At 44.3% G+C, this 23,060-nt stretch carries 30 protein-coding genes; 27 read left to right on the top strand and 3 right to left on the bottom strand.

The features are described 5' to 3' along the window. Positions 1-76: 76 nt before the first annotated feature. The 12 genes from NXS10_RS05445 to NXS10_RS05390 all read left to right on the top strand — a co-directional run bounded on the left by NXS10_RS05445 (position 77) and on the right by NXS10_RS05390 (position 5,730). Positions 77-250 (top strand): plasmid mobilization protein, encoded by a 174-nt coding sequence (locus tag NXS10_RS05445; protein ID WP_259138534.1) that lies wholly within the window; start codon positions 77-79, stop codon positions 248-250. A gap of 275 nt (positions 251-525) precedes the next feature. Then, entirely contained in the window at positions 526-705 is a 180-nt protein-coding gene (locus tag NXS10_RS05440) for a hypothetical protein (RefSeq protein WP_259138532.1), read from the top strand. A 142-nt stretch (positions 706-847) separates the two neighbouring features. After that, positions 848-1,039 (top strand): hypothetical protein, encoded by a 192-nt coding sequence (locus NXS10_RS05435; RefSeq protein WP_259138530.1) that lies wholly within the window; start codon positions 848-850, stop codon positions 1,037-1,039. A 143-nt stretch (positions 1,040-1,182) separates the two neighbouring features. After that, positions 1,183-1,908 carry an ERF family protein gene (locus tag NXS10_RS05430; RefSeq protein ID WP_259138528.1) on the top strand — a complete coding sequence of 242 codons (726 nt, stop codon included), beginning with the start codon at positions 1,183-1,185 and terminating at the stop codon, positions 1,906-1,908. A gap of 10 nt (positions 1,909-1,918) precedes the next feature. Then, positions 1,919-2,890: a DUF1351 domain-containing protein gene (locus tag NXS10_RS05425; RefSeq protein WP_259138526.1), complete on the top strand. Its 972-nt coding sequence runs from the start codon at positions 1,919-1,921 to the stop codon at positions 2,888-2,890. Beyond that, positions 2,883-3,275, top strand: coding sequence for a single-stranded DNA-binding protein (gene ssb, locus NXS10_RS05420; protein WP_259138524.1), 393 nt, complete (start codon positions 2,883-2,885; stop codon positions 3,273-3,275). Before NXS10_RS05425 ends, ssb begins: the two co-directional genes overlap by 8 nt. A 161-nt stretch (positions 3,276-3,436) precedes the next feature. Beyond that, on the top strand, positions 3,437-3,892 hold the full coding sequence (locus tag NXS10_RS05415) for a RusA family crossover junction endodeoxyribonuclease (RefSeq protein ID WP_259138522.1): 456 nt from the start codon (positions 3,437-3,439) through the stop codon (positions 3,890-3,892). 47 nt (positions 3,893-3,939) lie between these two features. Further along, positions 3,940-4,128 carry a DUF1056 family protein gene (locus NXS10_RS05410; protein ID WP_259138520.1) on the top strand — a complete coding sequence of 63 codons (189 nt, stop codon included), beginning with the start codon at positions 3,940-3,942 and terminating at the stop codon, positions 4,126-4,128. Positions 4,129-4,750: 622 nt separating this feature from the next. After that, positions 4,751-4,909, top strand: a complete 159-nt coding sequence (locus NXS10_RS05405; RefSeq protein ID WP_259138518.1) for a hypothetical protein — start codon at positions 4,751-4,753, stop codon at positions 4,907-4,909. A 12-nt stretch (positions 4,910-4,921) separates the two neighbouring features. Then, positions 4,922-5,110, top strand: coding sequence for a hypothetical protein (locus tag NXS10_RS05400; protein ID WP_259138516.1), 189 nt, complete (start codon positions 4,922-4,924; stop codon positions 5,108-5,110). 111 nt (positions 5,111-5,221) lie between these two features. Continuing rightward, a complete protein-coding gene (locus NXS10_RS05395; RefSeq protein ID WP_259138514.1) occupies positions 5,222-5,365 on the top strand; it encodes a hypothetical protein in 144 nt (47 codons plus the stop codon). A 173-nt stretch (positions 5,366-5,538) separates the two neighbouring features. Then, the gene (locus NXS10_RS05390) at positions 5,539-5,730 is read left to right on the top strand and encodes an XRE family transcriptional regulator (RefSeq protein WP_259138512.1); all 192 of its coding nucleotides are present in this window, start codon (positions 5,539-5,541) and stop codon (positions 5,728-5,730) included. A 25-nt stretch (positions 5,731-5,755) separates the two neighbouring features. Here NXS10_RS05390 and NXS10_RS05385 read toward each other — a convergent pair whose 3' ends face one another. From NXS10_RS05385 to NXS10_RS05375, 3 genes are read right to left on the bottom strand one after another with little or no spacing between them, the layout of a single operon-like run. After that, complete coding sequence (locus tag NXS10_RS05385) at positions 5,756-5,899, bottom strand: hypothetical protein (RefSeq protein ID WP_259138510.1); 144 nt, start codon at positions 5,897-5,899, stop codon at positions 5,756-5,758. Beyond that, entirely contained in the window at positions 5,896-6,354 is a 459-nt protein-coding gene (locus tag NXS10_RS05380; RefSeq protein ID WP_259138508.1) for a DUF2335 domain-containing protein, read from the bottom strand. The genes NXS10_RS05385 and NXS10_RS05380 overlap by 4 nt, the downstream gene beginning before the upstream one ends. After that, the gene (locus NXS10_RS05375) at positions 6,335-6,550 is read right to left on the bottom strand and encodes a hypothetical protein (RefSeq protein WP_259138506.1); all 216 of its coding nucleotides are present in this window, start codon (positions 6,548-6,550) and stop codon (positions 6,335-6,337) included. The genes NXS10_RS05380 and NXS10_RS05375 overlap by 20 nt, the downstream gene beginning before the upstream one ends. A gap of 740 nt (positions 6,551-7,290) precedes the next feature. Here NXS10_RS05375 and NXS10_RS05370 point away from each other — a divergent pair. The 15 genes from NXS10_RS05370 (at position 7,291) to NXS10_RS05300 (ending at position 23,059) form a co-directional block, all read left to right on the top strand. Further along, positions 7,291-7,482 carry a helix-turn-helix domain-containing protein gene (locus NXS10_RS05370; RefSeq protein ID WP_259138504.1) on the top strand — a complete coding sequence of 64 codons (192 nt, stop codon included), beginning with the start codon at positions 7,291-7,293 and terminating at the stop codon, positions 7,480-7,482. A 108-nt stretch (positions 7,483-7,590) separates the two neighbouring features. After that, the gene (locus tag NXS10_RS05365; protein ID WP_259138502.1) at positions 7,591-7,722 is read left to right on the top strand and encodes a hypothetical protein; all 132 of its coding nucleotides are present in this window, start codon (positions 7,591-7,593) and stop codon (positions 7,720-7,722) included. A gap of 472 nt (positions 7,723-8,194) precedes the next feature. Next, on the top strand, positions 8,195-9,373 hold the full coding sequence (locus NXS10_RS05360; protein WP_259138499.1) for a phage portal protein: 1,179 nt from the start codon (positions 8,195-8,197) through the stop codon (positions 9,371-9,373). Beyond that, on the top strand, positions 9,360-10,040 hold the full coding sequence (locus NXS10_RS05355; protein ID WP_259138497.1) for a head maturation protease, ClpP-related: 681 nt from the start codon (positions 9,360-9,362) through the stop codon (positions 10,038-10,040). The genes NXS10_RS05360 and NXS10_RS05355 overlap by 14 nt, the downstream gene beginning before the upstream one ends. Beyond that, positions 10,033-11,259 (top strand): phage major capsid protein, encoded by a 1,227-nt coding sequence (locus NXS10_RS05350; RefSeq protein ID WP_259138494.1) that lies wholly within the window; start codon positions 10,033-10,035, stop codon positions 11,257-11,259. The genes NXS10_RS05355 and NXS10_RS05350 overlap by 8 nt, the downstream gene beginning before the upstream one ends. A gap of 10 nt (positions 11,260-11,269) precedes the next feature. Further along, entirely contained in the window at positions 11,270-11,593 is a 324-nt protein-coding gene (locus tag NXS10_RS05345; protein ID WP_259138492.1) for a head-tail connector protein, read from the top strand. Further along, the gene (locus tag NXS10_RS05340; protein ID WP_259138489.1) at positions 11,586-11,933 is read left to right on the top strand and encodes a phage head closure protein; all 348 of its coding nucleotides are present in this window, start codon (positions 11,586-11,588) and stop codon (positions 11,931-11,933) included. Before NXS10_RS05345 ends, NXS10_RS05340 begins: the two co-directional genes overlap by 8 nt. Beyond that, the gene (locus NXS10_RS05335) at positions 11,890-12,351 is read left to right on the top strand and encodes an HK97 gp10 family phage protein (protein ID WP_306345015.1); all 462 of its coding nucleotides are present in this window, start codon (positions 11,890-11,892) and stop codon (positions 12,349-12,351) included. Before NXS10_RS05340 ends, NXS10_RS05335 begins: the two co-directional genes overlap by 44 nt. A gap of 3 nt (positions 12,352-12,354) precedes the next feature. Beyond that, on the top strand, positions 12,355-12,732 hold the full coding sequence (locus tag NXS10_RS05330) for a DUF806 family protein (RefSeq protein WP_259138487.1): 378 nt from the start codon (positions 12,355-12,357) through the stop codon (positions 12,730-12,732). Positions 12,733-12,749: 17 nt separating this feature from the next. Next, the gene (locus tag NXS10_RS05325; RefSeq protein ID WP_259138486.1) at positions 12,750-13,361 is read left to right on the top strand and encodes a phage tail protein; all 612 of its coding nucleotides are present in this window, start codon (positions 12,750-12,752) and stop codon (positions 13,359-13,361) included. 99 nt (positions 13,362-13,460) lie between these two features. Continuing rightward, on the top strand, positions 13,461-13,808 hold the full coding sequence (locus NXS10_RS05320) for a phage tail tube assembly chaperone (RefSeq protein ID WP_259138484.1): 348 nt from the start codon (positions 13,461-13,463) through the stop codon (positions 13,806-13,808). A 50-nt stretch (positions 13,809-13,858) separates the two neighbouring features. After that, positions 13,859-14,011 carry a hypothetical protein gene (locus tag NXS10_RS05315; RefSeq protein ID WP_259138482.1) on the top strand — a complete coding sequence of 51 codons (153 nt, stop codon included), beginning with the start codon at positions 13,859-13,861 and terminating at the stop codon, positions 14,009-14,011. 1 nt (position 14,012) lies between these two features. Then, on the top strand, positions 14,013-18,476 hold the full coding sequence (locus tag NXS10_RS05310; protein WP_259138480.1) for a tape measure protein: 4,464 nt from the start codon (positions 14,013-14,015) through the stop codon (positions 18,474-18,476). Further along, entirely contained in the window at positions 18,473-20,026 is a 1,554-nt protein-coding gene (locus NXS10_RS05305; RefSeq protein ID WP_259138478.1) for a distal tail protein Dit, read from the top strand. The genes NXS10_RS05310 and NXS10_RS05305 overlap by 4 nt, the downstream gene beginning before the upstream one ends. Then, positions 20,027-23,059, top strand: a complete 3,033-nt coding sequence (locus NXS10_RS05300; protein ID WP_259138476.1) for a phage tail spike protein — start codon at positions 20,027-20,029, stop codon at positions 23,057-23,059. Position 23,060 lies beyond the last annotated feature (1 nt).

The following is a 23,060-nucleotide window of genomic DNA, read 5'->3' as shown; positions in this document are numbered from 1 at the left end:
TTTTAAAAAAGGGTTGACTTATGTACGTGCTTATTGTATCATATAAGTACGGGCTTATATGAAAGGAGGAACTCCTATGAGCCCTAAAAAGGGCAGACCTATAAAGGGGAAAGCTAAGCGAGATAGACGTTTAGAGATACGTTTGACTGCTGATGAGTATAAAATGATACAAAAAACAGCAGATAGGCACGGAATTTCTAAAGCGGATTTAATCGTTGAAGCGGTAAACTCTTTTAAGTCTTATAAATAAAAAAAGTTCCTAACGTGTACGGTCGCCAAACTATACCACGTTAGGAACTCCCAGCGCCCCCAAATACAAAAGGGCGGTATCACAAAAAATGGATACGTAAATATTATAGCATGCGTACTCTATTTTGTGAACAGTTGAGTACGCTTTTTGTGTACTCGGGTTCTTTGACAACTAAATAGGGTACGCAGAAAATATTTGAAAAAAATTCGTTTAGGGGTTGACTTATGTAGCCACTTAATGTTATTATATTTACGTGGATACAAAAGGAGGGAAATATGACCACACCTAAAAAACTTGGTCGCCCCACCTCTAATCCTAAAAATCATAGTAAACGTTTGAGAATGACAGATGATGAAGTTGAAAAACTTGATTTTTGTGTCAAAACAACTGGTAAAACGCAGACGGATATTTTGATGTTAGGATTGGAAAAGGTATACCAAGAACTCAAAAAATAGTGTATAACCCGCCTTCGCCAAAATTTGAGCTATACACTATCGCACATACTTAAAAGAAGTACACAAATATATTAGCATGTGTACCCTTTTAAGTCAAGTTTGATAAGGGTATTTTTTGTACCCAAAATGAGGAGGAAGACAAATGAAACTATTGAAAAAGCTATTTAAGAGACCTAAAAAGATGACGGAAGCACAGTGGCGCAAGCTGGAGTTTGAGAGACAAATGCAAGAAGCGCTTGCCAAAAAGAAATGGGAGAGCTATGAAGTGAGTGTGGCTGCCTATAATCGTGCGCATGGATTGCCTGAAGATGAACTTGTACATAGAGGGGCATAGGAAGACGAGAACGCCCCTAAAATCGACGAAAAACCATTTTGGGTATAATTCTATTGATTTTATCTAAACGCGTTAAAAAGGGGCTTAATTTGCAAAATACGACGTTTCGTATTTTTTGAGACAAACGAAGAGGGAGAAAAAACATGACGGAAAATAACTTGACGGTGCTTAGTGATTTGCTAGCACGTAACGCAGAACTTGAGACGAAGGTGCTAAAGTTGCAACAGGCTTTAGCAAGAAGGCAGTCAGAATCAACGGTCGAGTTAGATAAAGCGATGTATAAATTTCACCAGCAATTACTGCAGCCAGAGATGACTGGGAAGAACCCTTTTTTAGGGAATAAATATGCAACCTTGTCTGATATTGACAAAAGTTTGCGAAAGGCTTTTGAGGGGACAGGCTTGTCCTACAGTCAAGACGCTTGTACAAATGTTGAGCGTGGGACGGTATCGGTGACGACGACTATTCACCATGAGAGTGGGGAGTATCGGAGCTATGGCCCTTTTGAGCTAAAGCCAGCTAAAGCGGACGTACAGGGCTACGGTGGTGCAGTGACCTATGCAAAACGCTATCAAGTCTCAGCGGTATTTGGGATTGTGGCTGACCCTGATGACGACGGTGAGAGTGCTATGGATAGAGGTCAGACGACAAAAGCCCCGAAACGTGTGGCAAGTAAGCAAGCAAAAGAAGCACCAAAAAAGGATAAGCAAGAAATCATCAAGGAAAAACTGTTAGAAAAGGTCGGCGGTTTAGGTGCAAATGAAGAGCTAATCAAGGCTTGGCAGGGGCTACCAGCAGAAAAGGCAATTGCCGATATGACCCAGTGGCACAACAATAGACAAGCACAACAGACGGAGTTAGCGTTTTAGGGGGTAGATGATGACGGTAGTTAAGGATTTGGAGGCGGTCAGCATTGAGTGTACCCCTGCCACGGTTGCTTTTAAGGACTATGATAGTTTTGTAAAGAATGTGGAGAGGGCGGTTGCGCTCTATAGCAGTGTTGACCTTGAGGAGACAAACATCAGCGAGGTTAAGCAAGCAAGAACTGAGCTAAATAAGCTGATAGCACGCCTTGAGACGGAGCGTAAAGAGGTCAAAAAGCAGGTCAATAGCCCTTATGAGACCTTTATAGGCTTGTATGCACCGCCTTATGAGAAACTACAAGCGGTGGCTAGTGGCTTGAAAAAGCAGATTGACGCTTACGATGATGAACAAAAGAAATTGCGAAAAAGCACGGTTAGTCACTACCTAGAGAGGGCGGTTGAGACGGTGCTAGTTGAGACGAAAGTCCAGCTGGACGCTGAAAAGTTGATAAGTGAGTACGCCGATAACTTTATCAAGGTGAGTGACTTTAAAAAAGATAGTTTTGTCTTGACGAAAAAGACGACAGAGCAACTAGACGCTCTTGTCTTGGCAGAGCTGGGAAAGGAAGAAAAGCGCCTTGAGGAGAGGGAGCTTATCAAACAGACTTGCCAGAAGTACGCTTTATCGGCTTATAGCTATCTGGAACATCATAAGAACGGCAAGAGCTTGCCAGAAATCTTTGAGATGATAGAACATGAGCGTGAGCATATTTTACGCCTTGAAAAGGAAATCGCCGCCAAAAAACAAGCGGAGCTTGAGCGTCAAAAAAAGCTGGAAGAGACAGCTAAAAGACAAGCAAAAGAGACAATCAAGGCTTATGATAGTGAAACAGGTGAAATCCTAGAGGAGGCAGACGAGCCAGTCTATGATGTGGTGTTAAAATTCACCCTGACACAAAAACAGGCGCTATCCTTTAGAGCGTTGTTAGAAAAAGAAGGCATTGCCTTTGAAGTTATTCAGAAAATGAAAGAGGTTGAACATGATTAATAACGTAGTTTTAGTAGGTCGTATGACAAGTGATGCAGAATTGCGCTATGTTGGTGAACAGGCGGTAGCTAGCTTTACCTTGGCGGTTAATCGCCCTTATAAAAATCAAAATGGTGAACGTGAGGCGGACTTTATCAAGATTGTGATATGGCGTAAGCAAGCTGAAAATCTCGCTAACTTTGCTAAAAAGGGGGCGATGATTGGGGTGGTCGGTCGCATCCAGACACGCCATTATGACAATAAAGAAGGTCAGCGTGTATACGTGACAGAAGTCATCGCAGATAGCTTCCAGTTGCTAGAAAGTCGTAACCAGCAAGCAGAAGCTGAAAAAACTGGGCTAGCAGGTAACCCAGTGGCTATCGATGACGCTGATTTACCCTTTTAGTGAGGTGAGTGTATGGTATGGATAGTTGAGCTAAGAAAACGGCGGTACGCCCATAGCGATGACGTACCAACACGCTATTCTTTTGAAACGAAAGAAGAAGCCGTGGCTTTTAGAGAAAGCCTAGTCCTTTCATCAGAGATTTACCAGAAGGAGTACCTGAGATGATAATCATTGTCCCCTTTAAACCAAAACCGCAGGAGAGAGCAAGGTATAGTTGCCGTGGCGGTTATGCAAAGGCTTATGAGAGTAAACCCATGAGGGATTGGCGTAATGCGGTGACAAGGTGGTTTAAGAAGAACTACAAGGGGGAGTTTTACGAGAGTGCGGTTAAGGTCGATGTGACCTTTTACATGGAAGCACCGCTCTATCTGTGTAAAAAGCCAGCAAAAAGAGCGCTTAAAAAGACTTGGGAACAGTACTACCGCTTTACTGAGGAGCGCATATGGCACGATAAGAAGGTCGATATAGACAATCTGGTGAAGTCCGTTTTTGATAGTATCACTAAAAGCGGTGTGGTTTGGCTAGATGATGGGCTTGTCAGTTGCGTAACAGCACGTAAACTCTATAGCCCCAAACCGCGTATAGAGCTGAAAATTGAGGTGGCTGGTGAGGTATGATAGGCGTATCAAAAAAAGCCAGAAAGTCAAGCTAAAGGAGGACAAACATGCTACTAAAACAATTTTTAAGAGGACTGTGGGCAAACTTTGATATTGTGATGTTTTTGATGGCTGCCATCACTTTCAACGTAACCATGTATTATGTGGGGCGGATTGCTTTTGGTATCACGCTTAGCGTGACCTTTGTCTTAGTCGGCTTAGTGTCTGAGCTGATAGCAGGGCAAAAGGGGGACTAGTCACGCGCAGGGTTTTAGTTTAAAACGTTTTGGCGATAATAAAAGGTTTAAAAAGACAACAAAAAAGCGCAAGAAAATTTTCATCTTGCGCTTTTGCGCCACTAAACTAGTGACAAACCATTTTTCTCCTCCCTTTTTGCTCATCCAGTATACCACGCAAGGCGTGGTGTTTACTGGGCAAAAAAGGAGGCTCAAAATGGAACAAATAATCCTTGTTCTTATTTTACTCTATTTGCTGACAAATAGCAAGGATAAATAAGGCGCAAAAGCGAAAAGCCCCAAATGGTAACCCATTTGGGGCTACTCAAAAAGTAAAAAAGTTCAAAAAAATCAAAAAAGGGCTTGACAATCTATAGTATAGGCAGTATAATAGAGATGTAAGGTTGATAAAGACCTTAACAAAATAGAAAGGGGTTAGCTCAGATGGCTAAACATCAAGAAAAGCCCAAACATGAAGAATTTGAGTTTGAAATTCAAATCTTCAAGTTCAGGCTAAAAATCAAAAAGTTAATCAAGTGGTAAGCTTGATTGGCTAGGAGGTGAAAGCCTCCTCCCCTTGGTAAGAGGGGATAAGGATAGTTTAGCACGTTTGTCCTAACTCTGCAAGGAAAAGAGGGAAAACATGGACTGGAAAAAAGTCTTAATTGGTGAGCAAAAGACCATCAAGCACGTCTCAAAAGATGGCAGTACAAAAGTGGAAGTGTCCTATAGGGCGGGTTTATTGCCTAACCTAGCGGTGGGTGCGGTATTTGCTTTGTTGATTTGGTGGTTATTTTTTTAAGGGGGGAATATTATGGCGGTTGCTGACGCTCAAAAAAGAGCCACGAAAAAATGGAATGAAAAAAATAGGGAACATCGGAACTATATGACAAAACGCTCAACGGCGCGTGGGTTTATCCGAAATAATGCAACGCTTGCTGACTTGGAAGAGTTAGAGGGGCTTATCAAGGAAAAGCGCAAAGCCCTTTTAGAGAATAGCTAAAATCTCAGTGATGACTGAGGTTTTTTATTAAAAAAAGTCTGTAAGTCCTCTTGACTACTATCATAAAAAATAGTATAATAGATGTATAAAGTAAGAAAGGAGGTAGGGCAGATGGTAGAGATACTAAAAAGCCTACAAGAACATGATTTAGCTATTGTCATCATGGTTGTAGGCTTGGCAAGAGAAGCAAGACTTCGTCATAAGCAAGTGTTACAGCACAAGCTAGAAGTCATGAAGCTTTCTCATCGAAAATAAGAGTAAGGGGGTTTTCGCCCCAAGCTCTTATCAAGTGTATCATCATCTGCCTTAAAAAGCAATGCTAGTTTATGGTTTAGCCATCTTGTGGTTAGTGCTGTTTATCGGTAGGCACATTCACAAAAGGTATCTGGATAGGGAGTTAGAAAAAATAAAAGAGGCGTTAAAAGAGCATGATTGAAGTATTGGAAAAAGAGGAATTACTGGCATTTTTGACCAGCCATTCACGCTATCAAATCGCAAAGGCGACTGGGATTTCTGAGCAGACCTTGGCAAACTACGCTAAAGGGCGTACAGATGTCGGCAACATGTCCTATAATAACGCTCTGAAGTTGACGGAATACGCTAAAAAAGGGGTCAGATGACCTCCTTTTTAGTGGTTATTGGTTACTAATCCTTTAGGCTCTCCATAAGGGAAGCAACGTCTGAAAAACACTCACTCATATTTTGATTGTTTTTTGTCTCTTCGATGGTACAAGAAAGCTCCTCTTTTTTAGTCATCAGTGGGTATTTCGTTTCGGTAATTTCTTTCATGATGTTTCTCCTAGATTTTTTGTGTCATTTTTGTCTTCTTTGTTCCCTGTAAACAACCCAACAACCCCTACAGCAGTTGTACCACTCAATAAAGTGCCTGTTATGGGATGGTTTTTATATATCAAAAATACTCCACCAGCTACTATAACAAGAGCGATAATAAAACCTAAAAATTGTCCTAACTGATGTGAGCGGAGGTTGCCTGCTAGGTATCTTTCCTCCATTTTGCGCCTATGCTCAGACTCTCTTATCCCATTTTGTATAATCATCTCAGCAGCCTTAGGATATAGCTGATTATATCCCTTTAAAATATCAGGATGTGGCATATCACCTTGATAAATTTCCAACTTTTCAAGAACAATCTGCCTTTCCTCTTGGGGTAGTTTTTCAACTTTATCAACTAGGTCTTTGGCTTTTGCCAACTCTTTTACAGTATTATTTTTCTTTATAGGCAAACTTCAAAGCCTCCTCATTAAGTTCTTTTACAGATTTCGCATAATCACGTTTTAGCTTTTTTCCATCTGATAACCTATCAGAGGGAACCCTAGGAATATCTTTATTTGTAAAAGCGACTGGCAAAGATAGGTGAGAAAGCCCAGAAGCTAACATTTTCAACACATTTCGCTTATAAAATAGAATATCTTCGTACATTCTTATCCCCTTAATTCTATCTATTCTAATTGATTTCAATGTACTATATTTTTACAAGATTTGTCAAGTTATTTAGTCGTGTTTTACTATTGACGTTTTTTTCAAAAAAAGGCAAAAGGTTAACATACCATCTATAAGTTGATAACTTAAAAGTTATTAAAATAATGGTTTAAAACAGTTGACTAGTGCATTAAAATGTAGTATAATAGAGATATAAAGTAAGAAAGGGGGAAAGAGATATGCTTAGTCGAAAGAAGAAAGCAAAAAAAGAACCGTGGCTAGACGGTCCTAAAGCTCTAATCATCTCAACAGTAGTAACTGCATTTGTTGAGTTGATAAAACACTTCTTTTAAGTAAGAAGTGTAGGCAGTGAGGGGCACATGCCCCTAGCTGTTACTTTCGATTGTAGCATAACTCTTTTCTAGACGCAATGAAAAACAAGAAAGATGGTTTTTATATTGGTATCGGTATTGGGCTTTTAGTCCTCTGGTGGCTTAAGATTTGGCTTTTAGGATAGACGAAAAGAACCATTGAGTGTAGAGCTCAAGGTTCAGGTCGTATGGGAATATAAAATAATTATAACACATCATTTTTAAAAAAGCTAGTCAAAAATAAAAAAAAGGTGACAAATGAAAGATAAAACAAAATGGGAAATTGCCTCTGGTGTTATTTTAATGATTATCTGGGGGATTGTTCTTTATAATCTGTTTTGGTGACGATAGGTCAAAGGAGGGGAAAATATGGCGGTTGCGGATTTGGATAAAATCAGAGAATTACTAGATACGGTGACGGCTTATCAAATCGCAAAGGCGACAGGAATTAAAGCGACGACAATAAGCAGGTGGGTGACTGGTAAAACCCCACTTGAGAAGATGAGTTTGGCGCATGCTATCAAGCTAACCGAATATGCTAAGGAAAGAGAAAAAGCGTAAGAAAAACTTAGGCTTTTTTGTTTGTGATAAAAAAATCAAAAAAGACTTGACAATCTATAGTATAGGCAGTATAATAGAAGTATAAAGTAAGGAAAGGGGGAAAGAGATATGCTTAGTCGACGCTACAAGCGCTGTAAGGGCAAGAAAAAAGAACCATTGAGTGTAGAGCTCAAGGTTCAAATCATTCTAGCAGTTATAGGTTATATCCTTCAATTGCTAGAGTGGTTCTCTAAAAACTAGAGTGATGGGGTGAAAATCCCCACACTTTAGTGTAGCTTGATTATAGCATATCTCGACGTAAAAATGAAGCCTAACAAAAGATTTTGGTTAAATGTCGGCTGGGTGATTGTGGTACTCATCTGGCTGTCTGTCATCTGGAACTTCTTTTTCTGATAAAAAATAGCCAGTGACCAAAGCGGTCACTGGCTCAATCGTAGCCTATACAACAATTTATCATTAAGATGGGAATTGTAGTATAATAAAGACTAGGACATCAAAGAAGCTACTGTTAGTATAACATATCGCATTCAAAAAAACAAGTAAAAAAAGAAAAAAGCATAAGAGAGGAAACGCTTATGCTTTTTTTGGTATTTTAAATCCGCATCAAGGAGTTTAAAACCCATGAAGATTAGATATTATTTTACGCTATTTCCTTTTTGTTGTCAAGGGGGAAATATTATTTTTTTGGTCGTGAGATCTAGAAAGGAGAGCTATGCCATTTTTTCGTTTTACAAATAGCGCCAATAAAGAGCCGCCACAGGGTGAGGAGGAAGCGTATGGGCTAAGTTCCTTTGACCTTGAGCAGTTATTTTCTGCTGGAGACTGGGTATCGGCTTATGAAGCGCTGAAAAACTCGGATTTATTTGCTATTGTCAATCAATTGTCAAACGACTTGGCAAATGTCACTCTAACGGTGGAAAAAGCGCGTTTACAAGGGATTGTCAATAACCCTAGTAATAGTGTGAGTAGGCACAGTTTTTATCAGTCGATTTTTGCACAGTTGCTTTTAGGCGGTGAAGCCTTTGTTTACCGATGGCGTAATGCAAATGGGTCTGATGTGAAGTGGGAGTTTTTAAAGCCCTCACAGGTAACGCAGTACCCCTATGAGTATGAAGAGGGGCTGTATTACTCTATCAGTTTTTTAGATCCGAAAATAGCGCCTAAAAGTCATGTCCCACAAAACGATATATTGCATTTTAAATTGCTGTCTATCGATGGGGGCAGAAGTGGGGTTAGTCCTCTCATGGCTCTTGTCAATGAACGTGAGATTCAAAAAGCGTCTCACCGTCTAACTCTGGACGCTCTGAAAAACTCCCTAAACGCTAACGGTGTCTTGAAAATCAAGAACGGGGGCTTGCTGTCCATGAAAGAAAAGCTGGCACGCTCAAGGGCGGTACAGCGTCAGATGACGGGAGGCCCCTTGGTACTTGATGACCTAGAGGAGTTTTCACCGCTTGAAATCAAGTCCAACATCTCGCAGTTGCTCAATCAAGCTAACTGGACAACAACGCAGTTTGCCAAGGTCTATGGTATCCCTGATAGCTATCTGGGAGGGCAAGGGGATCAGCAGTCCTCGCTTGACCAGATAAAAGGGCTCTATGCGCATGCTATCAACCGCTATATGCAACCGCTGGTGAGTGAGCTTTCCTTTAAGTTGGGGACGGCAATTGATGCCAATATCTATCCAGCGATTGACCCAGTGGGGGATGGCTACGCGCAGACAATCGCTAACCTGGTGTCTCGTGGTACGCTTGCCCACAATCAAGGGGTCTTTCTCTTGAAGCGAGCGGGCTTTTTGCCTGAGGACTTACCAGAAGCGGACGGAACTATTTTACAGGTAAATAGTCCTAAAGACACCATGAAAGGAGGTGAGGAAAATGGGGACAATTGATATAAAAGGCGACGTCGTGGACAATCTCTATGGCACTTTTTTTGACTACTGGGGGATAGATAGTGTCTATCCGAAAAAGGTGAAAGAAGCGATTGATAAGGATGAAGACGATGAGCTGGTATTAGATATTGCATCAAATGGTGGTGATGTCTTTGCAGCCAGCGAAATCTACACGATGTTAAAGGCAAGCGGTAAAAAAATAACCGTGCGCGTGCAAGGTCTAGCTGCCAGCGCTGCCAGTGTGATTGCCATGGCTGGTGATGTCATCAAGATGAGCCCAACAGCGCAAATGATGATCCATAAGGCAAGCAGTAGCCTTTTTGGGAATGCGGATGATATGCGCCACAATGCTAAGACACTAGATAGTGTGGATAGTGCCATTGTCAACGCTTATAAACTCAAAACAGGGCGAGATGAAGCCGATATCTTGCAACTTATGCAAAATGAAACGTGGATGAGCGCCCAAAAGGCTATTGATATGGGCTTTTGTGATGAGATAATGTTTGTCGATGAAAAACAAGCACTCATCACCAATAGCCTACACAGTCTACCGAGCAAGGCGGCACTTAATACTTTTTTAAATGGGCTTGCTAAAGAAAAAAGCACAACAAACCTAAAAGAACGAAAACTTGCGATTTTGCAAGGAAAGGAGATAACACATGACTAAAACCGTAAATGAACTCAATGAACTCTGGATTGCAGCAGGGCACAAGGTGGAAGATTTGAACGAAGAAATCAATACAGCGCTAAATGATGACGCTTTTTCTGCTGAGGCTTTTAAGGAGCTAAAGAACAAGCGTGACAATGCCAAGGCACGTCGTGACGCTCTACATGAACAGATGATTGAAGCACAAGCGCAGGCAGTGATAGATATGTCAGATGATGAGGTAAAAGAACTTACCGCTACTGAAAAAGATGTCAAGGACGCTTTTGTCAAGGACTTTGTCGCTATGGTAAAAGGCGACCCAACGATTTTGGCACAAGTCGGCTCTGAAACAGATGAGTCTGGTAATGCGGTGGGATTGACTATCCCGCAGGACATCCGGACAACGATTAACAAGCTCGTGCGTCGTTTTGATAGCCTTGAACAATATGTCAATAAAGAGGCGGTCACAACACAGGCAGGTTCTCGTGTCTTTGAAAAATGGTCTGATATTACACCACTCACCAACCTTGACGCTGAAGACGGCGCTATCGGTGACAATGACGACCCTAAACTGACGCTTGTTAAGTACGCTATCAAGCGCTATGCTGGTATCACAACGGCGACTAATACCCTTCTAAAGGATACGGCGGAAAATATCCTTTCTTGGCTGTCTGAATGGATTGCTAAAAAAGTGGTGGTAACACGCAATCAAAAAATCATTGAGGTACTGGACGCAGTCCCAACGAAATCAACCATTACAAGTTTTGATGATATTAAGGACTTAGCACTAAAAGGAGTTGACCCAGCTATTCGCTCAACTTCTTTCTTTTTGACTAATACATCTGGGATAGCTGAGTTAGCGAAGGTGAAAGACGCTTTTGGGAACTATCTCTTACAGCGTGATGTGACCCAACCTGAGCGCTATCTCATCGAGGGGAAAGCAGTGGTTGAAATCGCTGATAAGTGGTTACCAGATAATAAGGGCAATCATCCCCTTTACTTTGGGGACTTGAGACAAGCGGTAACGCTCTTTGACCGTGAACATCTCTCCCTTTTGACAACCAATATCGGTGCTGGGGCTTTTGAGAAAGACTTGACAAAAATCCGTGTTATTGACCGCTTTGACGTGGTGGCAACGGATAAAGATGCCTTTGTAGCTGGGTCATTTAAGACAATCGCTAATCAAGTAGGTAACATCAATACGACCTATACAGAAGTTCAAGGCACTCAACAAAGCTAGGAGGTAGGCTATGGATAACTCTGCCGCAGTAGAGGAGTTAAAGGCGATGATGGCAGTAGATGGCAATGATGACGATAAACTCATTGAAAGCTATATCGTGGCAGCTATCGCCTTTATCCAAAATGCTATCGGAAGTGATGAAGCCTTTTACTCTCAAAAAGAGGTAGCACCCCTCTTTGATGTTGCAGTTAAGGCTCTGGCTGGTAGTTACTATCAATACCGTATCGCGCTTAGTGATACACAGACGTATGCTATCGACCTGACTTTACATAGTATCGTGGGGCAGTTAAGGGGCTTGTATGAGAGCTACCTAGAGGAGGTAGAGAATGGTTAGGCGTTTGTTACCATCTGCTTTTAATAAAAAAGCGGCCTTTTGTACCATGACCTCAAAGCCCAATGCGGCAGGGGTCAACGTGCCTAGGCTAGAGGTAGCCTTTAGCTTACATGTCAAGCCTCAAAAGCGTACGCTAAACCAGCAGTATCAAGCTACACAAGCTGGGCTAAGTGATACAATCGTTATCGTCTGTAGGCATACGAAAGGGCTAAAGGAAAGCTATAAGGTGATGATGGATGGCGTGACCTATGATATCGTCACCATCAGCTCTGATGAGGGCTTTGGCTTTTCAAAGTATGACTACATCACACTTAGAGCGCAAAAGAAAGTGGGGCGGTGATATGGCTGGAATAGATAGCGCCCTAGCTGAGTGGCTAGAGGAGGTCAAGCACCTAGCTGACCTCACCCCTAAAGAACAAGCCAATATCACGAAGGCGGGGGCTGATGTCTTTAAGTCTGAACTGGAGAAAGAGACAAAAAAGCGCCACTACTCAAGTCATAAAAATAGCGTCTATGGGCACATGGCAGATAACCTAGCTGTACAAGCTAAAAATATTGATGGGCGCATGACTGGGGTATCAACGGTAGGCTGGAACAACCCCTACCACGCCTCCAATGCTCGCCGTCTAAATGATGGCACAAAAAAATATAAGGCTGACCACTTTGTGACAAATGTCCAAGATAGCCAAGTGGTGCAAGCTAGAGTCTTACAGGCTGAAAAAGAAGCCTATGAACGCGTAATAGAGAAAAAGAGGTGAGTTATGCTTGCGACAATAGAAGTGAAAAACCTGATAGAAGAGGGAGACTTTCCAGAAATTGACGCTATCTATACGGTCAATCTCCCTCATGAAATGCAAGAAAACACAGATAAAACCCTAGTCCTTATCACGGAGGTTGACACCAGTCTTGACCTTGTGGGCAATGACACCTTTTTTGGTCTGCGTAACCAGGTGGAAATTCAGTTGTTTTATCGCTTTGATCTCCCAGATGACTTTGATATGGAGGGCTTTGAGCTTAGGCTCTATCGCTACCTCAAGGAAAAGCACTGGGCGATTACAGATATAAGAGAGCACACGTTAGATCCTGACACCTTACAGGTGACAGCGGTCTTTTACGTGGCTTGTGAGAAAATCATCTAAAAGGAGAAAAAAGAAATATGGCAGTAGTCGGTTTAAAAATGGTGACCTTGGCTTTAGTGGATGCCAAGACGCAACAAATCATCACAGGAGCTCAAGGGCTTTCTGAAACAGGGATTGTCAATGTCGACAACACGATGTTAGGAACAAAAACAGCTAATATCACAAACCTAGAGGGGAGTGTGACAAAAGTCTCTGGAAACAACCAAGTGCAAGATGTCTATGTGGGTCCTGGTAGCCCTCAAGTCGCCTTTGACTTTAATAACCTTGACTATAAGGTCAAGCAAAAAATTCTAGGACGGAGCTTAGTCAATGGTGGCTATGTGAAGTATGGTAGTCAACCACAAGTGGCGGTACTCATCGAGACGCAAACCCTTGACCGCAGAAACTCGGTTTACTTTGGCTTTGGGGCTGGTATCTTCCAAGAGACGGCGCAAAATATCGGCACAGATACCGATACCGCCCAAACACGTAACGACGACAGTCTGACCTATACCGCGCTATCTACACAGGCTTTTGGCGGTGAAGCCTACAAGATCTACTACTCTGCTCATGCTGCCTTTAGTGCGGCTAAGATGTGGCAAGAGGTGCTAGGTGGCTATACGGAAACGACTGCTAGTAATCAAGGATAGTCACTAATAGTCAGTAAAGGTCAGTAATGGTCAGACTTTTTAAAATGAGGTAAAAGGGCGCAAGGAGCGCTCTTTTATTTTTTGTGAGAAGGAGAAAACATGGCAGATATCAAAACGGTGGCGATAAAAGAGTTGGCAAAAAAGCCTTTTATCATCGCAACGACAAACCGCAACATGCGACGTATGCAAGAGTTTCAACTGAGTGTCGCAAAGCTCTCTGATGTGCCTGATGAGGACTATCTAGCACAGGTAGAAGCTGGAATTGCACTCATCAATGAGACGATTGCTTTTTTACGCTTTATCCTAGATCTGGACGATAAACAGGCGGAAATTCTGGAGAATATGGACTATGAGGAAACGCAAAAAATCGCTCAAAAAATCACTGGGCGCATGATGGGCTTGACAGAAAAAGAGTTAGAAGAGGAACAAGCCCCAAAGGAAGCCTAGACTGGGGGAGACGTGTTTTTGAGCTGGAAAATGTCATTGCTGATATGGACTTGGCAGAAAAGCACGCGCTGATGACCTTTGGCTGGACGCTAGAGGAGTATGAAAATGCGGATTATTTTCGCTTGATGGAGGTCATGACAGCAAAAGAAGCAAAAGATCGCCCAGTTGACCCACTGACCTTTTTAGGCTTAGAAAGGAGGTAGCATGGCTAAGAAAATACAAGCGCAGATGTCAACGGAAATCGCTCTTGACGTGGTCAAGGCGAGCCAATCGGTGCGTCAGTTGACAAACGTGGTTAATAGTGCCACCAATGCATGGAAAGCGCAAGAAGCGCAATTAAAAGCCGTTGGGGACTATACCAAGGCGGCAGAAACAAAATACCAAGGCTTGGGAAATGCCATTGAAGCGCAAAAAGCAAAAATAGACAACCTCAAGCAAAAGCAAGCTGAACTCAAAGGCAGCACCACTGAGACGGCTGGCGAGTATCTCAAGTATCAACAACAAATCGACCAAGCCACAACTAGACTAGCTAGCATGGAAGCCCAACAGACAAAAGCCAAGCAGTCGATGGACTACTACAAGTCTGGGCTAGCTGACTTGCAAAAAAGCTATAAGGCGCAAAATGACCTAGTCGATAGCAAGATTAAACGCCTAGAAGCTGAGGGCAAGGAAGAGGAAGCGCAAAAAGCGCGCGTGTCTGGTCTCAAAGAAGCCATTTTAAATCTCTCAAGGCAGTACGAGACACAAGAGAAAATGCTCACGAAGATTGCTAGAGAAAGCGGAGAAGCTAGCGAGGCTTATCACAAGCAAAAAATAAAGCTAAATGAAACAGCTACCGCCATGGCGAAGGCTAAAGGCGAGCAAGACAAACTCAATGCGGAGCTAAAAAAACTAGGTGAGCACCCTACACTTGTCCAAAAACTCAAGGAGAAGATGAAAGGGCTAGGTGAGGAGACAGAAAGCGTCGGTAAAAAGGCGCACCAGACAGGCTCTATCTTTACCAGTGTCTTTAGTGCCAATGTGGTCTCAAGTGCCTTTGTAGGCGGTCTAGGTCGGGCAAAAAGTCTCTTTTCTGAACTTTTGCAACAGGGTAATGACTATATCCGCTATCAAGAAGTCATGACAGCGTCATGGACGACCCTAACAGGCTCTGCAAAAGAGGGGCGTGCCATGGTGGATATGACCAACGATATGGCACAAGCCGCCTCAAACAGCGCCCAGATGGTCGATGAGCTGAATAAAAAAATATACTCTGTTACTCACAGCGCAGACGACACGAAACAGCTCACAAACACCATTCTGACTTTGCAAGACGCTTTTGGTGTAGCGGATGACGCCGTCCAAAACTTTGCCACACAATGGGGGCAAATGCTTGGTAATGGTAAGGTTCAAGCGCAGGACATGTTGTCCTTTATGAACGTTTTCCCGACTATCAAGCAGGAAATGATTGGCGTTATTTCAGAGATGAAAGGCGGTGCTGAAATCACCAACGCTACTTTTGCTGAAATGCAGAAGAACGGTGAAGTCACAGCTGAAATCGCCAACAAAGCCTTGCAACGGATGGGCGAAAAGTATAAGGACGCCACCAAAAACTTTGCCAATACGACTGAAGGGCTGGAGCGCACCATAAAAGGAAGGGGTCCCGCCCTAATCGCAGCGGTTGAAGAACCCTTCTCAAAAATGAAAAATCCGCTTTTAGCAAAAGCTTCTGAGTGGATAGCAAGCGATGAGACAAAGAAGCGCTTTACAACACTAGGTGAGGTGGCTTCTCGTGGACTAGATAAGGTCATTGATAGCTTTAAGAAAGTTTTCAAGATGAAAGATTCTGGCGAGGTCATGAATCACATCATGGACAAGCTGACAGGCTTTGTGGAAAAGATGGCTGACAGTATCGCAAAAAACGCCCCTGCTATCGCTCAGTTTGCTAAAAATGCCCTCTCTGGTGTCGGCTCTGTGGCAAGTATCGCCACCTCTCTAGGTGAGGGGGTCTGGGCAGTCGCAAAAGATACCATTGACCTTATCGCTTCTGCTTTTGGTGCGATGAGTGGCAATAGCAAGAAGTCTAAAAGCTCAGTCACTGGGCTAGCTGGAGGGCTAAAAGAGATTGCTAAGCACAAGGAAGCGATAAAGGCGGTCGGTATAGTCATCGGTGGGTACTTTATAGCGTCGCATGTCATCAAGGGCTTTCAATCCCTCTATAAGGGGATAACGCTGGTCAAGACAGGCTTTCAAGCGCTTAAGCTCGCCTTTGCCACCAATCCTTTTGGCTTGATCGTGCTGGGGGTTACGGCGGCTGGTGTCGCCCTTTATGAACTCTATAAGCACAGCAAGGCCTTTAGGAAGTTTGTAGATGGTCTCATCAAGTGGGCTAAGAACCTATACAAGGGCTTTGTCAGCTTTTTTGGTAAGGCTGGGAAGTTTATAGGCGATACCTTTAACGGTATCAAAAAAAACGTTGGGAAGGCCTATAAGGCAACATCTGATACTATCAGTCAAGTGTCTTCTGGTATCTCTAAAGGCTGGAAGTCGACTTGGCAGGGGGCTAGTGACTACCTGACTAATAGCTGGTCGGTCATGCAAAAAAGAAGCAAAATCGGTAGTGAAGTGCTAAGAAAGCTTTTAAGTCTGGCTCTAGACAGTATCGGACAAAAGTTTAGCGATACCTGGGACGGTATCAAAAAGGGCTTTTCTGCCATGTGGCAGGGCTTAAAGGATCTCGCTGGCTCTGGTATCAATGCCGTTATCAAAATTCCAAACGCTGGGATAGATGGGATCAATGGCTTGATAGAGTCTTTTGGTGGGTCTAAAAATGCTATTAAGAAAATCCCTAAGGTTAAGTTTGCCCAAGGGACAGGGGCGCTTGAGGGTATCTCACGTATCCGTAAAGCTATCACAAGCCCCACTCTTGCCCTTCTAAATGATGGCAATGATAGCCCTGAGACGGGCAACCGTGAAACGGTTATCTTTCCAAACGGTCACATCTGGCAACCGCAAGGCAGGAATGTCTCTGCATTGCTACCAGCTGGGACAGAAGTCCTAAACGCCTTTGAGACAAGGCTCTTATCAAGCTTAGGCAATCAAGTCCCTTTCAAAAGCGGTACTGGCTTTTGGTCTAAGATATGGAACACGACAACGCAGGTCGCTGGCAATGTCTGGGACGGTATCAAGGATACCGTTTCTAAGTTTGCTAAAATGCTAGGCTACATCTCTGACGCTGTAAAAGATCCAATAGGCACGCTGGCAAGAAAATTTAACCCCAAGGCAGACAAGCTAGACGGCTTGTTTAACCCTCTGGGGACAGCTCTTTTTAAAACTCCTATCAACACCGCTAAAAGTTGGTGGAAGGAACTCTGGAGCATGGCGCAATCGGCAGCCGATGAAGGAAGCTCTGTAGCGATGGGGGCAGTCGGAGACGACTATCCAGCCAAGTGGAAAAACATGGCAAAAGACGCTATGGCTGACCCTTGGGGCTACTTTATCCGTGAATGTGTGTCCTTTGTGGCTAGCCGTCTGAATAACTGGGGTGTCAATCCAGCTAAGTTTTCACATCTAGGTAACGGTTCGGACTGGGTCAATGCTCGTGTACCGCATATGAGCAAACCCAAGGCTGGTAGTGTGGCTGTCTATGCGCCAGGCAGTCAGTTTCCAAACCACGTGGCTATCGTATCCTCTGTAAATGGGGATAGGTATAGCGGTGAAGAGTATAACTATGGTGGCGATGGGCGCTATCATACCTTTAGCAATCGGCTAGCCTCTGGTGCAACCACCTTCCTTGACTTTGGTGTCAAGGGGGGAAGTAGCACAGATGGAGGTTCTGACAGTGCGAAAAAGGCAAATAACCCACTGCAACAACTCATCAAGAGACAGGTGGGCGGTATGTTTGACTGGATCAAAAAATTCTTAGCACCAGAAACAGACAGCGAACCCTCTGGCGGTGGTGGGACTGGTGTGGCGCGCTGGCGTGATAGCGTTGTAAAAGCGCTAAAAGCCAATGGCTTTGAAGCGACGCAGTCACAAGTCAATGCATGGATGAAGGTTATCCAGCGTGAAAGTAACGGTAACCCAAGAGCCGTTAATAACTGGGATAGCAATGCAAGGGCTGGTATCCCCTCCAAAGGGCTGGTACAGACGATTGAACCGACCTTTAACGCTTATAAGCACCCTGGGCATAACAATATCTTTAACGGTTATGACAACCTTTTAGCTGGTATCGCCTATGCGGCGGCACGCTATGGGCGTGGTCCTAGTATGTTTGCGCGTGTCTCTGGGCCTCTGGGCTATGCTAATGGTGGTCTCGTGTCTCAGCACGGTGTCTATGAACTCGCTGAAAACAATAAGCCTGAGTATGTCATCCCAACCGATATAGCAAGGCGAAGTAGAGCCTGGCAATTGCTAGCTGAGGTAGTCGGTCACTTTATCGGTGAAGAGGGAGACAAGAAAAGGCGAGACAGTGAGACAGGCGCACTATCAGCGCTTGAGCATAAGCTAGATACCATGATAGGACTGTTAGGTCAACTTGTGGCAAATGGACAACAACCGCTTGAGATACGTAATATTATCGATGGTCAAGGGGTGTCAAATGGGCTGGCGCCTTATATGGCAACAGCACAGGAAGCCTATGACAAACGTATGGCTATCCTAAGAGGTGAGAGAGGAGGAATCGTGTGAGTATCAGTTTTTATTACAACGGTCTATCTGTGCTAGATAACCTCAAAAAACTGGGAGGTCTGGCGCAGACAACAGACGTCACAAGGAATGTCGGCAGTAGCTTTAACAATACCTATCAAGAACAAGGTTCTCAACGCTATGGGCAGTCCTTTATGTATGGGACTTTGGCTTATAAACCTATCACGGTGACCCTAAAGCTAAAGGGAACACAACCCTTTTTAGTGGCAGCCCAAGAGTGGCTAGGTGGGCTCTTGAACGTGAGTGAACCTAAAGAACTCATCTTTGGCGATGAACCTAATAAAATCTGGCTGGCAATCCCAACAGGGGCGCAGTCCTTTGCCATCGACCACTCAACCTCACCAGCTTCTGCAACGGTGACTTTAGCTTTTGAAGTACCAAGCGCCTATGCGACGAGTAAAACAAGGGCGATGGTCAAGACAGGACAAAGCGGAAAGTACGGAACGATTACCAAACAGTCGAGAAGCGCATTTAAGGCGGTTTTAAACAATTTTGGGACGGCGGAGGTCTATCCTATCATCACCATCAAAAACAACGCTGAAAATGGCTATATGGGGCTTGTGAGCGCCTCTGGTATCTACGAGCTAGGCAATCCAGAAGAAGACGATAGCGAAAACATCAAACGCTCTGAGCTTTTGCTGGATTACCGTTTCAATCTCTCCTCTGAGGGTTTACGTCAAGCAAGTAAAAATGTGGCTATCCTAAACGATACCCTACAGGCACAAAACGGACAGGTGGGGCCGGTCGCCTTTAACGGGCGGAACTTTCTCAGTCTCTCTAACTGGGCGACAAATGCTGGGCATAGTGCAGGAACGCTGAGCTGGGATATCCCAACAGATAGCAATGGGACAAAAGGGTCACTCAATGACTATATCTGGTGGCGTCAGCTCTTTTGGGCTGGGGCAACCAATCAATATGGCTTTATCAAGCTGAGTGTCTCGGATACCAATGGGCAATTTCTCTACGGTGTGGAAACCTACAAGCGCTCTAATGGCCTAGACTGTGAGTATAACTTTATGGCAAGTGATGGTAAGGGTGGCTATCGTATGCTGAAGCGCTGGACTTTTTCAGCAACAGATATTGAGACGCAAAACCCTTTTAATGAACCACGTGGCTTTTCAGACTTAAAGCGCAATGATGATAAAGTACAGGTCTACTGGTGGGGGTCTTATCCAGTCTTTACCATCCCAGAAATCAAGGGCAGGCGCTCTGCTAAAATCCATCTCGCCTTTGGAGCTATCGGAAACAAGCCTCTTGTGACAAGGATGTATGTAGAACAGCTCTACTATCAAAAAGACTTTGTCGCTGTGGCTAGAGATATTCCAAATCGCTACCCAATGGGTAGTCAGATGGTGATTGATATGGCGACAGGAAAGACGACCCTAGACGGTATGCCCAAAAACAGCGATGAGCTAAATGGCTCTGAACCGCTCGCTCTACCAGTCGGCACAAGTGAGCTTGATTTTCAGTTTTCAAGCTGGCTAAGAAAAGAACCCACCATCACAATTGAGTGGAAAGAGAGGTATATCTAGGTGCAAATCGTTATAAGAGACAGCCAACTAAAGCGCCTAACAGCGCTAAATAACAAGGTGGAGGGCATGCTATCCTTTACCAATGATAGCTGGCACCGCTATCTGGCTGAGGCGACGTCAACTTTTGATCTGAGTATCCCAAAATTTTACAATGGCAAGCTCCATGATGACTTGGTCTATATCACGGATAAGGTCTACTTGTCCTTTCGCTATCAAGGGGAGGACTATCTCTTTTACATCGCTCAGATGGTTGAAGATGACTTTAAAATCCAGCTGACTTGTAACAATACCAGTCTGGAGTTAGTCAATGAGCTAGCTAATCCCTTTACCAGCTCTGAGGCGCATACCATGGACTGGTATATCAAGCAGATGGAGCTTTTAGTCTATGAGGGTGGGGAAATCGGTGTTTTTGAAATCGCAGAAACGAAAAGAACGCTGACTTTTGATAATCAAGAGACAAAACTAGCACGCCTGCTTTCTCTGGCGTCACGCTTTGATGCGGAGTTGAAGTTTACCACGGAGCTAAACCGTGATGGGACCTATAAGCGCGTGGTGCTAAACATCTACCACAAGGCAGATAGTACGCATCACGGTATCGGACGGATAAGAAGTGATATTACCCTGCGTTATGGTAAGGACGTCAAGGGGGTACAGGTCACAACGGACAAGACAGACTTGTTTACCATGGGGGTCTTTACAGGCGCTGATGGGGTCAATCTGAACAATCTGGAGCGCTCTGATAAGGACGAGCTAGGAAATGAAGAGTTTTTCACGAGGAAGGGAAACTCAGAAGTCTACGCCCCAAAGGCGGCGCAGATGTACCGGCAAAGTGTGGCGCAAACTGTGGATAAGTGGATAAGGCGAGACTATCAAACGGAGTATACAAATGCCAATGACCTCCTAGCCTATGCCTTTAGGACGCTAAAGCAGTATGCCTATCCTAAAATGACCTATACCGCCTCTATCGCCTCAAGTTTTGTCAACAACTATAGTGACCTTGCGCTTGGCGATACGGTCAAGATACAAGATGAGAACTTTATAGGTAGCTTGATATTACAGGCGCGCGTGTCTGAACAGGTCATCAGTTTTTCAAATCCAAGCAACAACACGCTGACCTTCTCAAACTATGTCAAGCTCAAGTCACAACTCTCATCTAGTCTATCGGCACGCATGCAAGAGCTGATAGAAGCAAAAACCCCCTACACTATCCAGATAGCAACGACAAATGGGACAGCCTTTAAAAACCAGACTGGAGAGACGCTCGTAGCTCCCAGTCTGAAAAAAGGAGATAAGCTTATCACGCAGAAGGTGACCTATCGCTTCTCCCTTGATGGGAATGTCAAAGCTGGTCTGACCTATGTCGTGCGTGGGACTGATATTGACAATACAGCGACCCTAACCATCGCTGCCTATATCGGTAGTGAAGAAGTGGCAGTTGATGAGCTGACCCTTATCAATGTCAATGATGGGCTAAATGGGCAAAAAGGCGATAAGGGAGACAGGGGTGAGCGTGGCGCACAAGGTGAGAGGGGACCACAGGGAGCAAAAGGCGATAAGGGCGATCCGGGTATCCAAGGTCTGCAAGGACCAAAGGGCGAGCGTGGGATTGCTGGCGCAAAGGGTGCTGATGGCAGAACCCAGTATACCCACATTGCTTACGCTGATAATGCCGTTGGTGGTGGCTTTAGTCAGACGGACCAGACAAAAGCCTATATCGGTATGTATCAGGACTTTACACAGACTGATAGCAATAATCCAACCGCCTACCGCTGGACGAAGTGGAGGGGTGCTGATGGCGCTGATGGGATACCAGGGGCAAAAGGTGCAGACGGCAGAACCCCCTATATCCACTTTGCCTATGCTGAAAGTGCTGATGGCAGAAGTGGCTTTAGCACTAGTCAGACAGGCAATAAACGCTATATCGGGACTTATACCGACTTTACACAGGCAGATAGCTCTGACCCAACTAAGTACAAATGGGTTGATATGGTGGGAACGGTGGAGATAGGTGGGCACAATCTCATCAAAAACGGTGGCTTTCCAAGCAGTCTTAACGCCTGGTGGGGTTACGGTGTAGCTGGTGGGACTTTTCGCGTCAGTCAGCACGCTTTTTACTATCAAGGGCAGAAAAAACTCTTTTGCCTAGAGACAAAAAGCCCACAGGAAACCTATGCTTGTACCAATCGTTTTGAACTCAAAAGAAACTGTGACTATACTTTGAGTTTTTACGCTCTCTCTAGTCGCAATGTCACAAGTAGTGATGTCTATCTGCTGGGGCGAAAAGCACAGGATACAGCCAGTTACTCACAGGCGCGCCCCTTGATAGGGGGCAGAAAGTTTGCACATGACAAGATGGACTATATCACGGTGACCTTTAACAGCGGTGAGCTGGACAATGCTTATCTGCGTTTTGACAATAATGGGTCAAACGATGGTCGTGGTAATCTGATGTTTATCGCTGAGGTGATGTTGGTAGAGGGGAGAACAGCAAGGCACTATGAGCAGTCGCAAGCTGATATCGATGACGCCCTAAGCACCAAGGCTGACCAAAGCTTGACCCAAGAACAAATCAATGCTCTTTCAGAACGTGCTGGTCTTCTCCAAGCGGAGCTAGAAGCCAAGGCGGCGATGGATACGGTGGAAAAGTGGTTCTCGGAGTATCAACAGTTTGTCAAAGATCAACAGGCAAATGAAAAACGCTCAAATGATGACCTCACAACGCTCTCACAACGTATCAATGCGATAGATACCAATCTAGGCAATATGGCACAGCGCTGGAGCTTTATCGACAGCTATATGAAAGCTGGAAATGAAGGGCTAGTCATCGGTAAAAACGACGGTTCTTCTTCTGTTCGGATATCTGATAACCGCATCTCCTTTTACAGTGCAGGGCTAGAGGTCGCCTATATCTCAAATGGGGTCTTGCGGATAGACAATGGGGTCTTTACCAAGACCTTACAAATCGGACGCTTTCGAGAAGAACAGTACCCCTTAAATCCAGATATGAACGTCATGCGCTATGTAGGAGGATAAT

It is taken from the genome of Streptococcus sciuri, from assembly GCF_024814375.1.
In the GTDB taxonomy this organism is placed as follows: domain Bacteria; phylum Bacillota; class Bacilli; order Lactobacillales; family Streptococcaceae; genus Streptococcus; species Streptococcus sciuri.
This window is presented reverse-complemented; position numbering and strand designations above follow the sequence as displayed.